The organism is Pseudomonas sp. W3I7 (assembly GCF_030816095.1).
GTDB lineage: Bacteria > Pseudomonadota > Gammaproteobacteria > Pseudomonadales > Pseudomonadaceae > Aquipseudomonas > Aquipseudomonas salomonii.
In genome coordinates this window covers 111,926-127,562 of the sequence record NZ_JAUSXP010000001.1, presented here as the reverse complement: position 1 = coordinate 127,562, position 15,637 = coordinate 111,926, and the positions used below count along the sequence as shown (strand labels likewise).

General features: G+C 60.5%; 10 protein-coding genes and 1 pseudogene. 9 read left to right on the top strand and 2 right to left on the bottom strand.

Annotated features, from left to right (window positions below; translation table 11 throughout):
• Nucleotides 1-108: 108 nt before the first annotated feature.
• Nucleotides 109-1,485: an L-serine ammonia-lyase gene (locus QF043_RS00610; protein WP_307417185.1), complete on the bottom strand. Its 1,377-nt coding sequence runs from the start codon at nt 1,483-1,485 to the stop codon at nt 109-111.
• 406 nt (nt 1,486-1,891) lie between these two features.
• Between QF043_RS00610 and QF043_RS00605 the strand changes: the two genes are divergently transcribed.
• The 3 genes from QF043_RS00605 to choV all read left to right on the top strand — a co-directional run bounded on the left by QF043_RS00605 (nt 1,892) and on the right by choV (nt 4,940).
• Entirely contained in the window at nt 1,892-2,839 is a 948-nt protein-coding gene (locus tag QF043_RS00605) for a choline ABC transporter substrate-binding protein (protein WP_068931290.1), read from the top strand.
• A gap of 80 nt (nt 2,840-2,919) precedes the next feature.
• The gene (choW, locus tag QF043_RS00600; RefSeq protein WP_307417183.1) at nt 2,920-3,765 is read left to right on the top strand and encodes a choline ABC transporter permease subunit; all 846 of its coding nucleotides are present in this window, start codon (nt 2,920-2,922) and stop codon (nt 3,763-3,765) included.
• Nucleotides 3,762-4,940 carry a choline ABC transporter ATP-binding protein gene (gene choV / locus QF043_RS00595; protein ID WP_017139375.1) on the top strand — a complete coding sequence of 393 codons (1,179 nt, stop codon included), beginning with the start codon at nt 3,762-3,764 and terminating at the stop codon, nt 4,938-4,940. Before choW ends, choV begins: the two co-directional genes overlap by 4 nt.
• 169 nt (nt 4,941-5,109) lie before the next feature.
• Here choV and QF043_RS00590 read toward each other — a convergent pair whose 3' ends face one another.
• On the bottom strand, nt 5,110-7,044 hold the full coding sequence (locus QF043_RS00590) for a BCCT family transporter (protein ID WP_256666310.1): 1,935 nt from the start codon (nt 7,042-7,044) through the stop codon (nt 5,110-5,112).
• 391 nt (nt 7,045-7,435) lie between these two features.
• Between QF043_RS00590 and betI the strand changes: the two genes are divergently transcribed.
• The 6 genes and pseudogenes from betI to QF043_RS00560 all read left to right on the top strand — a co-directional run bounded on the left by betI (nt 7,436) and on the right by QF043_RS00560 (nt 15,631).
• Nucleotides 7,436-8,029: a transcriptional regulator BetI gene (gene betI, locus QF043_RS00585; protein WP_010207128.1), complete on the top strand. Its 594-nt coding sequence runs from the start codon at nt 7,436-7,438 to the stop codon at nt 8,027-8,029.
• Nucleotides 8,030-8,138: 109 nt separating this feature from the next.
• Nucleotides 8,139-9,611: a betaine-aldehyde dehydrogenase gene (gene betB / locus QF043_RS00580; protein WP_017139377.1), complete on the top strand. Its 1,473-nt coding sequence runs from the start codon at nt 8,139-8,141 to the stop codon at nt 9,609-9,611.
• A 192-nt stretch (nt 9,612-9,803) separates the two neighbouring features.
• Complete coding sequence (betA, locus tag QF043_RS00575; RefSeq protein WP_058420720.1) at nt 9,804-11,507, top strand: choline dehydrogenase; 1,704 nt, start codon at nt 9,804-9,806, stop codon at nt 11,505-11,507.
• Nucleotides 11,508-11,695: 188 nt separating this feature from the next.
• Nucleotides 11,696-13,138, top strand: coding sequence for a TldD/PmbA family protein (locus QF043_RS00570; protein ID WP_307417182.1), 1,443 nt, complete (start codon nt 11,696-11,698; stop codon nt 13,136-13,138).
• A complete protein-coding gene (locus QF043_RS00565) occupies nt 13,138-14,454 on the top strand; it encodes a TldD/PmbA family protein (RefSeq protein ID WP_307417181.1) in 1,317 nt (438 codons plus the stop codon). Before QF043_RS00570 ends, QF043_RS00565 begins: the two co-directional genes overlap by 1 nt.
• A gap of 285 nt (nt 14,455-14,739) precedes the next feature.
• Nucleotides 14,740-15,631: pseudogene (locus tag QF043_RS00560) on the top strand (alpha/beta fold hydrolase).
• Nucleotides 15,632-15,637 lie beyond the last annotated feature (6 nt).

Below are 15,637 nucleotides of genomic sequence, written 5' to 3'. Positions count from 1 at the left end.
TATGCGCAGTGGTGGCTGCACAACCGCTATCGCAGGCAAGCCAGCTCCCACAGGAGAATGCATTCCAAATGTGGGAGCTGGCTTGCCTGCGATGGCGGTATAACTGAATCAACACTCTACTGCGCTGACCGCCAAGCCCCCTCGCGAAGTTTCCTTGTACTTGTCATGCATATCCGCGCCGGTATCGCGCATGGTGCGGATCACCCGGTCCAGGGAAATAAAATGCTGGCCATCTCCGCGCAGCGCCATCTGCGCCGCGTTGATCGCCTTCACCGCCGCAATCGCGTTGCGCTCAATGCACGGCACTTGCACCAACCCGCCCACCGGGTCGCAGGTCAGGCCGAGGTTATGTTCCAGGCCAATTTCGGCGGCGTTGCACAGTTGCTCCGGCGTGGCGCCGAGGATCTCGGCCAGGCCCGCAGCGGCCATGGCACAGGCTGAACCGACCTCGCCCTGGCAGCCGACTTCGGCGCCGGAGATCGAGGCGTTTTTCTTGCACAGAATCCCGACCGCCGCAGCGCCCAGCAAATAGTCGACCACGTTGGCTTCGGTGACCTCTTCGCTGAACTTCATAAAGTAGTGCAGCACTGCCGGAATAATCCCCGCCGCGCCATTGGTGGGCGCGGTGACCATGCGCCCACCGGCGGCGTTTTCTTCATTGACCGCCAGGGCGAACAGGTTGACCCATTCCATGGCGCTCAAGGTTGAGCCGATCACATTCGGTTTGCCCAGCTCCTGCAAACTGCGGTGCAGCTTGGCCGCGCGACGACGCACATTCAGGCCGCCGGGCAGGATGCCTTCGTGCTTGAGGCCCTGCTCCACGCAATCCTGCATGGCGCGCCAGAGCTTCATCAGGCCGCTGCGGATTTCTTCTTCGCTGCGCCAGGTTTTTTCGTTGGCCAGCATCAATTCGGCAACGCGCAGGTTGTGGGTCTTGCACAGCTGCAACAGCTGCGCCGCGCTGGAAAAATCATAGGGCAGCTCGGTGCGGTCCATGTCCGCCACGCCGCTTTGGGCCTGGGCCTCATCCACCACAAAACCGCCACCGACTGAATAGTAGGTGTCGCGGTGCAGCTCGCCGTCATCACCCAACACCACCAGGGTCATGGCGTTGGGGTGGAAGGGCAGGTTTTCATCGAGCAGGCGCATGTCGCGCGCCCATACAAAGGGCACCGGCAAACGCCCGTCGAGCAACAAGGTGTCGGTCTCACGCAGGGTGTGGATACGCAGGCCGATCTGCGACGGGTCAATTGCGTCCGGCCATTCGCCCATCAAGCCCATGATGGTAGCGGTGTCGCTGCCGTGGCCGATGCCGGTGGCCGACAACGAGCCATAGAGCTGAACTTCGACGCGACGTACTTGTTCCAACATTCCACGTTCACGCAAGTGCTGAACGAACAACGCCGCGGCGCGCATGGGGCCGACGGTGTGAGAACTCGAAGGCCCGATGCCGATCTTGAACAGGTCGAAAACACTGATAGCCATTGCCGTGAAACTCCTCGATGGGCACGGGCGACCTGCTACGCTGAACTCGCCCGAATAGCGGCATCATCAAGCTTTTGTTGCCCCTTACGGCGTCTCACACCGACGTGACCATGCTCAGCAGCGCCGCCCTCGCACGAACCGGCGTTTTGGCCGTTTTTAGCGGTGCAGAGCGGCAAAAAATGCGGTTTTGCCGTTGAAAAAATCTGTAAGCGACGTCACCGACACTGGATACGACCATCCCTGTACTGGATACGACGCCCCCTGTAGGCGTCAGATTTTCACTGGTACATGATCAGTCTCGACTCGTTTGCAGGGCATCGTGCCGTCAGCTTGAAGCACGCCCCAACCGCAACACTTATAAAGCGCGGCACATGCCGTCAGAAAAAAGACACAGGAGTCTACCCAGATGAAAGGTTCACCCTCGTTGTTGTTGGCCGCCATGTTGAGTCTGCCAGCCCTGGCGCACGCTGCAGAACCGGCACAATGCCAGACCGTCAATTTCTCCGATGTCGGCTGGACCGACATCACCGTCACCACCGCAACCACCAGTGAAATCCTCAAAGGCCTGGGCTACAAGCCACGCACCACGATGATTTCAGTACCGGTGACCTACAAGTCGCTGGCCGACGGCAAGAACATGGACATCTTCCTCGGCAACTGGATGCCGACCATGGAAAACGACATCAAGCAGTACCGTGATGCCGGCACCGTGGAAACCGTGCGCGCCAACCTGGAGAACGCCAAGTACACCTTGGCCGTACCCGAGGCGCTGTATAACAAGGGCCTGAAAGACTTCGCCGATATTGCCAAATTCAAGGATGAGCTGGGCGGCAAGATCTACGGCATCGAGCCGGGTAACGACGGCAACCGCACCATCCAGACCCTGATCGACAAAGACGCCTTCGGCCTGAAAACCGCAGGTTTCAAAGTGGTGGAATCCAGCGAAGCCGGGATGCTCTCGCAAGTGGAACGCGCCACCAAACGCGACCAGGCCATCGTGTTCCTCGGTTGGGAACCGCACCCGATGAACACCCGCTTCAAGATGAAGTACTTGACCGGCGGTGACGATTCATTCGGCCCCAACTATGGCCAGGCCACCATCTACACCAACGTTCGCAAGGGCTACACCCAGGAATGCAGCAACGTCGGTCAGTTGCTGAAAAACCTGTCGTTCACCCTGAACATGGAAAGCACCCTGATGGGTAAAGTCCTGGACGACAAACAAAAACCGGATGTAGCCGCCAAAGCCTGGCTCAAATCCAACCCACAAGTACTCGACACCTGGCTTGCCGGTGTCACCACCATTGATGGCAAACCAGGGCTGGACGCCGTTAAAGCTTACCTCGCCAAATAATTAACCCGGCAACACCGCTGACCCCAGGCCGGTGCGCTGGCCTGGGATGTTTTCCCCTTCGCATGTGGACATTCACTACCATGCTGACTGAACAGAAAATCCCACTAGGCCAGTACATCGCTGCCTTCGTCGAATGGTTGACCCAACATGGTGCCAACTATTTCGACGCAATCGCATCGACTCTGGAAACGATGATCCACGGCGTGACGTTCGCGCTGACCTGGTTCAATCCGCTGGCATTGATCGGTCTGATTGCGCTGCTGGCTCACTTTATTCAACGCAAATGGGGCCTGACCGTTTTTGTCATCGCCTCCTTCCTGCTGATCCTCAACCTGGGGTACTGGCAGGAAACCATGGAAACCCTCGCCCAGGTGTTGTTCGCCACCCTGGTCTGCGTGGTCATCGGTGTGCCGCTGGGCATTGTTGCCGCGCACAAACCGCTGTTCTACACCATGATGCGGCCGGTGCTCGATCTGATGCAGACCGTGCCGACCTTCGTCTACCTCATCCCGACCCTGACCCTCTTCGGGCTGGGCGTGGTGCCTGGCTTGATCTCCACGGTGGTGTTCGCGATTGCCGCGCCTATCCGCCTGACCTACCTGGGTATCCGTGATGTACCGCAAGAGTTGATAGACGCCGGCAAGGCCTTTGGCTGCTCGCGCCGTCAGTTGCTCTCACGTATTGAATTGCCCCACGCCATGCCGAGCATTGCCGCCGGCATTACCCAATGCATCATGCTGTCGTTGTCGATGGTGGTGATCGCGGCCCTGGTGGGCGCCGACGGCCTCGGCAAGCCGGTGGTCAACGCCCTCAACACCGCCGACATCGCCCTGGGCTTTGAAGCCGGCCTGGCAATCGTATTGCTGGCCATCATGCTCGACCGCATCTGCAAACAACCCGATGCCAAAGTAGGGGGTGATGCATGAGCATTATCCGATTCGACAATGTCGACGTGATCTTCTCCAAAGACCCACGCGAAGCGCTCAAGCTGCTGGACCAGGGCATGAGCCGTAACGAGATCCTGAAAAAGACCGGGCAGATTGTCGGCGTTGAAAAAGCCAGCCTGGACATTGAAAAAGGCGAGATCTGCGTGCTGATGGGCCTGTCCGGCTCCGGCAAATCAAGCCTGCTGCGCTGCATCAACGGCCTCAACACCGTAAGCCGTGGCCAACTGTTTGTGGAGCATGAAGGTCGCCAGATCGACATCGCTTCGTGCACACCGGCCGAGCTGAAAATGATGCGCACCAAGCGCATCGCCATGGTGTTCCAGAAGTTCGCGTTGATGCCGTGGCTGACGGTGCGCGAGAACATCAGCTTTGGCTTGGAGATGCAGGGCCGCCCGGAGAAAGAACGGCGTGCGCTGGTGGATGAAAAACTCGAACTGGTGGGCCTGGCCCAATGGCGTAACAAGAAGCCCGACGAGCTGTCCGGCGGCATGCAGCAGCGCGTCGGCCTGGCCCGCGCCCTGGCGATGGACGCCGATATCCTGCTGATGGACGAACCCTTCTCGGCCCTCGACCCGTTGATCCGCCAAGGCCTGCAAGATGAATTGCTGGAGCTGCAACGCAAGCTGAGCAAGACCATCGTGTTCGTGAGCCACGACCTCGATGAGGCGCTCAAACTCGGCAGCCGCATCGCGATCATGAAAGACGGCAAGATCATCCAGTACAGCGTGCCGGAAGAGATCGTGCTGAACCCGGCGGACGACTATGTGCGCACCTTCGTCGCCCATACCAACCCGCTGAACGTGCTGTGCGGGCGCAGCCTGATGCGCACCGTAGAGAACTGCACCCACGTCAACGGCTCCATCAGCCTGGACCCGGGCGGCGATTCGTGGCTGGACCTGGCCGAAGGCAATGTGATCAAGGGCGCACGCCAGAACGGCACGCCGTTGAACCTGCAGAACTGGGCGCCGGGGCAACCGGTGGAAGGTTTGGGTCGGGTACCGACGCTGGTGGATTCCAATATCGGCATGCGCGATGCGTTGCAGATTCGGTATCACACAGGGAACAAGCTGGTGTTGCATAACAACAACCAGGTGGTGGGGATTCTGGGGGATAGCGAGCTGTACCATGCCCTGCTGGGCAAGAACCTGGGCTGACAGACACCGCAAAACCAACTGAAGAAACCGGGTCAATGTGGGAGCTGGCTTGCCTGCGATAGCTTTAGTGAATTCACCACCGCTATCGCAGGCAAGCCAGCTCCCACATTTGATCTCTATTTCAACAGTGAAAAAGCGGCGCCAGTGACGGCGCCACTCTGCTCAACCATCAGCTATAGACACGGCCAAGGAGCTGCCGATGGCTTTCAAACTGATCGAGCACGTCCCGGGTGATCTGTTCCTGGGCGAAGCCCATCAGGTCATATTCCTGAGGTCCGTTGTGCAGGTAGACCTCGGCCCGGTAGTAACGGGTGCGCTCTTCTTCGGGCAGGTCGCTCGGTGCCGAGGAGTAAGCATCCAGGCTCACTTCATAGACAAACGGGTTGCCCTCTTCCATCTCGATACGCACACCGATGCAGCGCTTGGATTTGCCCAACAGCGTCTGCACTTCCAGCCCTTGATCGCGCAGCGCGCTCGCCGCTTCTTCCAACGCAGGCGTGACGTGCTTGTCCATAAAGCGTTGCACAGTGCCCTGGCTCGGTTGCAGGTCCAGCGCAGTCAAACGCTCGCTGAAACCACGACGACCACGTTCGGCCAATTGCGCCTGCTCCTGTTCGATGGCCACATCCTGGCGCATCGCCTTGTGCAAACCGAACATAAACAGAATCAGCACCACCGAGAACGGCAACCCCGCCAGCACCACCATGGTTTGCATGGCTTCGAAGTTGCCGGCAAACAGCAGGCCGATGGTCACCAGGGTGATCACCACCGACCAGAAGATCCGCAGCCAGTGCGGCGCATCTTCGTCTACGTTGCCGCCTTTGCAGGACAGGTTGGCCATCATCACCGCGCCCGAATCCGCCGGGGTCAGGAACAGCACAAAGCCCACGAAGATCGACACGCCGATCACGATTTTCGACGCCGGGTAATGCTCAAGCAGTTGGTAGATGGCCATCGACGGTTGTTCCAGCGCCGTCTTGCCCAACTCCACCGCACCGTGGTTCAACACCAGGTCCAACGCCGAATTACCGAAGATCGACAACCACGCCAGGGTGAAGCCCAGCGGGATCAGCAGCACGCCGGCCACCAGCTCACGCACCGTACGACCACGGGAAATACGCGCGATGAACATGCCTACAAATGGCGCCCAGGAAATCCACCAGGCCCAGTAGAACAGGGTCCACAGGCCCATCCAGCGCTCGGTCTTGTCGGCGTCGCCTTCGTACACATACAGGTCGAAAGTTTTCAGGATGATGCCGTTGAGGTAGTCACCGGTGTTCTGCACCAAGCCATTGAGCAGGTGCAAGGTCGGGCCAAACAACAGCACAAAGATCAGCAAGCCGCTGAACAGCACGATGTTGAGGTTGGACAGGCGGCGAATGCCGTTTTCCACGCCCGACACGGCCGCGATGGTCGCCACGGTGCTCATCACGATGATCACGATCAGCAGATTAGTGTTGCTGTGCTGCATGCCGAACAGGTTTTCAAGGCCCGACGACACTTGCATCGAACCGATGCCCAGGTTCGTCACCAGGCCCAGCAGGGTCACGAACATGCCGAAGCCGTCCACCGCGTGGCCGGCTGCGCCTTTGACCCAACGCTCACCTACCAGCGGGTACAGTGCCGAACGCAAGGCCAGCGGCTGGTTATGACGGTACGCGAAGTACGCCACGGCCAGGCCGACCAGCGCATAAATCGCCCAGCCGTGCAGGCCCCAGTGCAGGAACGTCAACTGCAACGCCTGGCGGGCTGCACCATTGCTGGCAGCGGCGCCTTCGGGCGGGTTGAAGTAGTGATCCAACGGCTCGGAGGCCCCGAAATACAGCAGCGAGATGCCGATGCCGGACGAGAACAACATGCCGGCCCAGGCGCCGTAGCTGAAGTCCGGGGTGTCGTCCTTGCTGCCCAGTTTCAATTTACCGTAGGACGAAAACGCCAGGCCGACCACAAACACCAGGTAGGCAGCGATGACCACCATGTAGTACCAGCCGAAGCTTTTCGACAGCCAGGCCTGGGCGATGCCGAGCATGCGCCCGGCCTCCTGCGGGGCGATGATCAGAATGGCGGTCAACAACAGAATGAGCGCGGTGGAGGTGTAGAACACCCAACCGTTGACCCTGACCTTTTCCGGCGGGGTCTTTATAAGAGAGGCAGAACTCATGGCGCAGATGCTCCGGGCAGTGCGAGAGAGAAACACAAGGCAACGGTTATCCCGGGACATCGATTTTTCGGCAGTCGACGGACGGGTGTTATAAAGACACCCCGAAAATTCTTGAGCCGTGCCGAGGCAGTGGCCAGGCCTTGATACGGCCTGTTTCAAGGGTTTTTGCAGGTGTCAGAGGACGTCGCTCACAGGTAGGAAAAATCTGTAGGCAGCGACCATTTGTCGCAGATCTTATTCTTTGTTGATTGAACGTTCAATCAAAACAAAATAGACTGGCCATCAAGCCGACGGGCGTTTATCGCCCAACGGCAGGCCTAAGGAGAGGTGCTACATGCCCAAGGTCGGTATGCAACCCATACGCCGCCAGCAATTGATCGAAGCCACTTTGACGGCCATCGATCAGGTTGGAATGGGAGATGCCAGCATTGCGCTGATCGCCCGTTTGGCCGGCGTCTCGAACGGCATCATCAGTCACTACTTTCAGGACAAGAACGGCCTGATCGCCGCAACGATGCGGTACTTGATGAATGTGCTGATCGAGAACGTCCACGAACGCAGGCTTGCGCTGAAGGACGACAGCCCACGGGCGCACCTTCGGGTGATCATCGAGGGCAACTTCGACGCCAGCCAGGTCAACGGCCCGGCAATGAAAACCTGGCTGGCCTTCTGGGCCACCAGCATGCACCACCCGTCATTGCACAGGTTGCAGCGGATCAACGATCAACGTCTGTATTCCAACCTGTGCTGCCAGTTCCGCCGAGTGCTACCGCTGCCGCACGCACGCAAAGCAGCCAGAGGCCTGGCGGCCCTGATCGACGGTTTGTGGTTGCGCGGCGCCCTGTCGGGAGACGCTTTCGACACGGAGCAGGCGCAACGGATTGCTTACGAATACATGGATTTCCAATTGGCCAAGCAGGTGAGTTAGAGCACACATAACCGCTCAACCCCTGAACGTCTGCCGCCCAGTGTTGCCACAACCCCATGGCCCACTGGCGGCGGGTAACGCCAACCACTTATGCACTTGCGAGGACTTTATGGCCCGTTTCGAACTGCAAAAACTCTACATTGACGGCGGCTACAGCGACGCTGGCAGCGATGCCACCTTCGAAGCCATCAACCCGGCTAACGGTGAAGTTCTCGCCCAAGTGCAACGCGCAACGAAAGAAGACGTTGAACGTGCCGTGGTCAGCGCCGAAAAAGGCCAGAAAATCTGGGCCGCCATGACCGCCATGGAGCGTTCGCGCATCCTGCGTCGTGCCGTCGACATCCTGCGCGAGCGCAACGATGAGCTGGCCGCCCTGGAAACCCTGGACACCGGTAAAGCCTTCTCCGAAACCCAATACGTCGACATCGTCACCGGCGCCGACGTACTGGAATACTACGCAGGCCTGGTGCCAGCCATCGAAGGCGAGCAGATCCCGCTGCGCGACACTTCGTTCGTCTACACCCGCCGCGAGCCGCTGGGCGTGGTGGCCGGTATCGGCGCGTGGAACTACCCGATCCAGATCGCCCTGTGGAAATCCGCACCGGCCCTGGCTGCCGGTAATGCAATGATCTTCAAGCCAAGCGAAGTCACTTCGCTGACCACCCTGAAACTGGCCGAGATCTACACCGAAGCCGGCGTACCGGCTGGCGTGTTCAACGTATTGACCGGCAGCGGCCGTGAAGTTGGCACCTGGCTGACCGAGCACCCGCGCATCGAGAAAGTCTCGTTCACCGGCGGCACCGACACCGGCAAGAAAGTCATGGCCAGCGCTTCGAGCTCCTCGCTCAAAGAAGTGACCATGGAGCTGGGCGGCAAGTCCCCGCTGATCGTGTTCGAAGATGCCGACCTGGATCGCGCCGCCGACATCGCCATGATGGCCAACTTCTACAGCTCCGGTCAGGTCTGCACCAACGGCACTCGTGTGTTCGTGCCCAAGCACCTGCAAGCGGCGTTCGAAGCCAAGATCGTTGAGCGTGTTGCGCGCATTCGAGTCGGCAACCCACAAGACGAAAACACCAACTTCGGCCCGCTGGTCAGCTTCGCCCACATGGAAAGCGTGCTCGGCTACATCGCCAAAGGTAAGGAAGAAGGTGCCCGCGTACTGTGCGGCGGCGACCGTCTGACCGACGGCGAATTCGCCAAAGGCGCCTACGTGGCTCCGACCGTGTTCACCGACTGCACGGACGAGATGACCATCGTCCGTGAAGAAATCTTCGGCCCAGTGATGAGCATCCTCACTTACGAGACCGAAGAAGAAGTGATCCGCCGCGCCAATGACACCGACTTCGGCCTGGCCGCAGGTCTGGTGACCAAGGACCTGAACCGCGCCCACCGCGTGATTCATCAGTTGGAAGCGGGTATCTGCTGGATCAACGCCTGGGGCGAATCCGACGCCAAGATGCCGGTCGGTGGCTACAAGCAATCCGGTGTGGGCCGTGAGAACGGCATCAGCTCGCTGAACAACTTCACCCGCATCAAATCGGTACAGGTTGAGCTGGGCGACTACGCCTCGGTGTTCTAAACCACAGGCGCCTGGGAGTCGCCTTTGTGGCGAGGGAGCTTGCTCCCGCTGGGCTGCGCAGCAGCCCCATCCCAGGCCCCGCAGTTCTCCAGACCGAACTCGTTCGCTGGTTTTGCGACTGCTACGCAGTCGAGCGGGAGCAAGCTCCCTCGCCACAAAAGCAGCTTGAACCACTTATATGAGGGTGCATTTATGTCCCAAGAATACGATTACATCATTGTGGGTGCCGGCTCCGCCGGTAACACCCTGGCGACCCGTCTGACCGAAGACGAAGGCGTCACCGTCCTGCTGCTGGAAGCCGGCGGCCCGGACTACCGTTTTGACTTCCGCACCCAAATGCCCGCCGCGCTGGCGTTCCCGCTGCAAGGCCGTCGCTACAACTGGGCCTACGAAACCGACCCGGAGCCACACATGGACGGCCGCCGGATGGAATGCGGTCGCGGCAAAGGCCTGGGCGGTTCTTCGCTGATCAACGGCATGTGCTACATCCGTGGCAACGCCCTGGACTACGACAACTGGGCAAAACTGCCAGGTCTGGAAAACTGGACCTACCTCGACTGCCTGCCGTATTTCCGTAAAGCCGAAACCCGCGACATCGGCCCCAACGACTACCACGGTGGCGATGGCCCGGTCAGCGTGACCACGCCGAAAGCCGGCAACAACCCGCTGTTCCATGCGATGGTTGAAGCAGGCGTACAGGCCGGCTACCCGCGTACCGACGACCTGAACGGTTACCAGCAAGAAGGCTTCGGCCCGATGGACCGTACCGTCACGCCTAAAGGCCGTCGCGCCAGCACCGCACGCGGTTACCTGGACACGGCCAAGAAGCGCTCGACCCTGACCATCGTCACCCACGCCCTCACCGACAAAGTGTTGTTTGAAGGCAAGCGTGCCGTTGGCGTGCGTTACCTGATCGGCGCGGCTGAAGAGCGCGTTGAAGCCCGTGCGCGTAAAGAAGTATTGGTGTGCAGCGGCGCCATCGCGTCGCCGCAACTGCTGCAACGCTCCGGTGTGGGCCCGGCCAAACTGCTGGAAAGCCTCGACATCCCGGTGGTCCACGACCTGCCCGGCGTCGGCGAAAACCTGCAGGACCACCTTGAGCTGTACCTGCAATATGCCTGCACTCAGCCAGTGTCGCTGTACCCATCGCTACTCTGGTACAACCAGCCGGCCATTGGTGCCGAATGGTTGTTCAATGGCACCGGCATCGGCGCCAGCAACCAGTTCGAAGCGGGCGGGTTTATCCGTACCCGTGAAGACTTCGATTGGCCGAACATCCAGTACCACTTCCTGCCGGTCGCGATTAACTACAACGGCAGCAACGGCGTGAAAGAGCACGGTTTCCAGGCGCACATGGGGTCGATGCGTTCGCCGAGCCGTGGCCGCGTGCAATTGAAGTCGAAGAACCCTCGGGATTACCCAAGCATCCTCTTCAACTACATGGCCACCGAGCAGGACTGGCAGGAATTTCGCGACGGCATCCGCCTGACCCGCGAAATCATGCAGCAGCCGGCACTGGACCCATACCGTGGCCGTGAAATCAGCCCGGGTATTGACGTGCAAACCGATGAGCAGCTGGACAAGTTCATCCGCGAGCACGCCGAAACTGCGTTCCACCCGTCCTGCTCGTGCAAAATGGGCACCGACGAGATGGCCGTAGTGGATGCCGAAGGCCGCGTGCATGGCATGCAGGGCTTGCGTGTGGTCGATGCGTCGATCATGCCGATCATCACCACCGGCAACCTCAACGCGCCGACGATCATGATCGCCGAGAAAATCGCCGACAAGATCCGTGGCCGCAAGCCACTGCCGCGCAGCACTGCGGATTACTACGTAGCAGGCGATGCGCCGGTGCGTGGCAAGCCGATGCGTGAAGTGGGGCCTACAGCGCAGTAACTGATACCCCTGTGGCGAGGGAGCTTGCTCGCACTGGAGTGCGAAGCGCTCCCAAGATTTTGGGGCCGCTACGCAGCCCAGCGGGAGCAAGCTCCCTCGCCACAGGTGATCAGCTTTCCTTGATCAGCTCCCCGCCCCAGGCCTACTCTGTTGCCTGCCCGCGATGAGCCGCCCACAAGGAAGGCCCCATGTTCGACAAACACCCCATCCTCAAACAGCACTTCAGTGCCCTGCGCACCCGCGCCGAATTTTTCTCGCTGCGTTATGTGCGCGAATCCGGCCAGTCCCTGTCGGTACGCAAAAACGTCGCCGAGCCGCCGCAGTTGAGCCACGACGAGGGGGCGATGCTCACCGTGCGTCTCAACGGCGTGGAAGCCTATGCCGCAACCAACGACATTTCCCTCGCCGGCCTGCAAGCCGCCCTTGAGCGTGCCGAACAGCAAGCCCGGCAGATTTCGCCCCACGCCCTGCTCGACCTGCACCAACAGCAGGTGTCCAGCGACGTGGCCGACTACCTGTCGCCCGACCTCGACCAGCCCTTCCCATCCCTGAGCGACTGCTACCAACTGCTCGGCGATGAGTCCGCCAGCGTGCCCAAGGATGAGCGTCTGGTGAGTTGGGAAGTCAGCCTGGGCACCACGCGGGTTGAACAGATCTACCTCAACAGTGCCGGCGCCGAGCTGCGCCAGGCCCAGCGTTTCGTCTTTCCGGGCCTGAGCGTCACCGCGTTCGACGGCAACGACAGCCAGACCCGCACCCTGGGCGGCACCAACTTCGGCCAGCAAGGCAGTGCGAACGTGATTCGCCGCTTCGGCCTGGCCGGCGCCGCCCGTACGGTCGCCGACCAAGCCCTGCAACTGCTGCTCGCGCCGAACACGCCCCACGGCCCGCGTGACCTGCTGCTGATGCCCGACCAGATGATCCTGCAGATCCACGAGTCCATCGGCCATCCGCTGGAACTGGACCGCATCCTCGGTGATGAGCGTAACTACGCCGGCACCAGTTTTGTGAATGCCAGCGACTTCGGCCACCTGCAATACGGCTCGCCCCTGCTCAACGTGACCTTCGACCCGGACATCCCCGAACAGCTCGCCAGCTATGGGCATGACGACGACGGCACGGCCGCCAGCAAACAATTCCTGATTCGCGATGGCCTGCTGCTCAAACCCTTGGGTGGCGCGCTGTCGCAATTTCGCGCGAACCTGCCAGGCGTGGCCAACAGCCGCGCGTGTGGCTGGAATCGCCCACCCATCGACCGCATGGCCAACCTCAATATCGAGGCCGGCGACAAGACCCAGGCTGAACTGGTGAGCGGCATCGAGCACGGAATTCTGATGAGCACCAACCGCTCCTGGTCCATTGATGACGCGCGCAATAAATTCCAGTTCGGCTGCGAGTGGGGCCAGTTGATCGAAAACGGCGAACTCAAGGGTGTGGTCAAAAACCCCAACTACCGTGCCATCTCCGCGCAGTTCTGGCGCAACCTCAGCGCCGTCGGCGACGCCAGCACCTTCCAGGTTTTAGGCACGCCCAACTGCGGCAAAGGCGAACCCAACCAAGTGATCCGCGTGGGCCACGCCTCACCGGCCTGTGTGTTCAGTGATATCGACGTGTTCGGGGGAGATGCCTGATGAACAACTTCAAGGCACTGGTGGACTGGCTCAAGCAAGCCGTCACCGACAAGGAACACTTTCACCTGGGCTACGCTGACGAATCGTCGGAGTTTGTACGTTTCAACCACGCCAAAGTGCGCCAAGCCGGCCAAGTGCAACAGGCCAGCCTCAACCTCAAGCTAATCAACGATGGCCGCCACGCCGACCTCGGCATCACCTTGGCGGGCGAGCCGGAGCAGGATCGCCAGCGCCTCGCCGATGGCCTGCAACAACTGCGCGAAACCCTGCCATTGTTGCCGCAGGATCCGTACTTGCTGCTGAACCACAACGCCTGGCAAAACCACAACGAACAACTGCGACCGCTGCCGGAGCTGGCCCAGGTGCTGGCAGATATCAGCCAGGCCGCCGAAGGTGTGGACCTGGTGGGCTTCTACGCTGCCGGCCCGATCAGCCGGGGCTTTGCCAGCTCCGACGGCGCGTTCGGCTGGCATCAGGCCAATAGCTTCAATTTCGATTTCAGCCTGTTCCACGCCAATGGCGAAGCGGTAAAGGCCAGCTACGCCGGGCACACCTGGGACAGCGCCGCGTTCACTGAGCGCTTCCAGCGGGCGCGTGAGCAACTGGAGTTCCTCGGCCGCCCGCTGCACAAGCTGCCTCCCGGCCAGTACCGCGCCTACCTGGCCCCGGCGGCGTTGGAAGAAATTTTCAGCATCGTCACCTGGGGCGGGTTTTCCGCCCAGGCCATCGCCAGCAAAGGCAGTTGTTTGCAAAAGCTCTACACGGGTGAGCAGTCGCTGAGCCCATTGGTGAAGGTCGATGAGCAGATCAGCGGGTCCCTGAGCCAGGCATTTTCCACCGAAGGCTACCCGCGCAGCGATGTCACGCTGATCAACGCCGGTAAAGCCGAGGGCCAACTGATCAACTCGCGCAGCGCTGCCGAATATGGCCTGAGCACCAACGGTGCCAGCAGCGACGAGTCGCCCAGCGCCTTGCAGATGGCCGCCGGCGACCTGGGCCAGGCCGATATCCTCAAGCAATTGGGCACTGGCTTGTACATCAGCAACCTGTGGTACTTGAACTACTCGGACTTGCCGGCGGCACGCCTGACCGGCATGACGCGCTTCGCCACGTTCTGGGTCGAAGACGGTGAAATCAAGGCGCCGGTGAGCACCATGCGGTTTGACGACAGTGTCTACAGCCTACTCGGTTCGCAGCTTGAAGCGCTGACCATTGAACGGGAGTTGCTGCTGTCGGCGAGTACCTACAGCCAGCGCAATACCGCCTCCAACCTGCTGCCGGGGGCGCTGGTCAAGCGCCTGACGCTCACTCTGTAAATACATTCCCCCTGTGGGAGCGGGCTTGCTCGCGAAGGCGGTGTGTCAGTCACCGGATGAATTGACTGACACACCGCTTTCGCGAGCAAGCCCGCTCCCACAAGGTTTTGCGTCGTTTTCAGGCATCCGGTTTCGTCCTTTCCTACCGCAAAATCCCATCTAGCACTTCTCCCCGTGCGGCCTGTTGTCGCCCGCAAAAAACCTCGCTATAACGGTTAGTGGCATCCCGCCACCTATCCCACGAGAGCACGACCTTGCCCGGGAAGGGCAAGCTGGAGCGTTGACATGAATCATGGAAGTTTTGTCATAGAGAAGCTGTTCAAGCACTACAACGTTCATGTTGAGCAGCTAGGAAACGATTCGAAAAAAAACACCGTGTTGATGGTCAACGGCGCGCTGTCTACCACGCGCTCTTTCGCGCGAACCAGCAAATGCCTGGCGGAGCACTTTAATGTGCTGCTGTTCGACCTGCCCTTCTCCGGCTATTCGCGCGAGCACAACACCGACCTCGACCTGGTGACCAAGGACGACGAGGTGCAAATCCTGCGCGCCCTGGTAGAGCGCTTCGAGGTCAACCATCTGGTGTCGGCCTCCTGGGGCGGCATCTCCCACCTTGCTGACCCTGGCGCACAACCCGCCCTCCATCCAAAGCTCGGTGGTGATGGCCCTGGCGCCCAACCTCAACCAGGCCATGCTCGACTACGTGGAGCGCGTGCGCGTGCTGATTGAGGCCGATGACAAATCCGCCGTCGGCCACTTGCTCAACGAAACCGTCGGCAAATACCTGTCGCCGCGCCTCAAGCGCAACAACCATCGACACCTGTCAAGCATGGCCACCACCGAGTACCGCCAGGCGCGCTTCCATATCCATCAGGTGCTGGCCCTGGGCGATGGCAATTACCTGCCGGCGCTGACCCGGATCGAAACCCCGGTGCACTTCCTCAACGGTGCACTGGATGAATACACGCCGGCGGCCGAGGCCCGGCTCTTCAAGGACTATGTCGGCCGCAGCAGCTTTGCGGTCGCCGAACACACCGGGCATTTACTTGATCTGGAGTCGCGCGAAGCGGCCATGGCGGTGCACCGTGCACTCTTGGATTTCCTGGTGGGAGAGCACGCGGCGTTGTCGGAATTAGACGAACCGCCAGTGGGAAAAGGAGCGACGGATGGCGCATAATCGCCA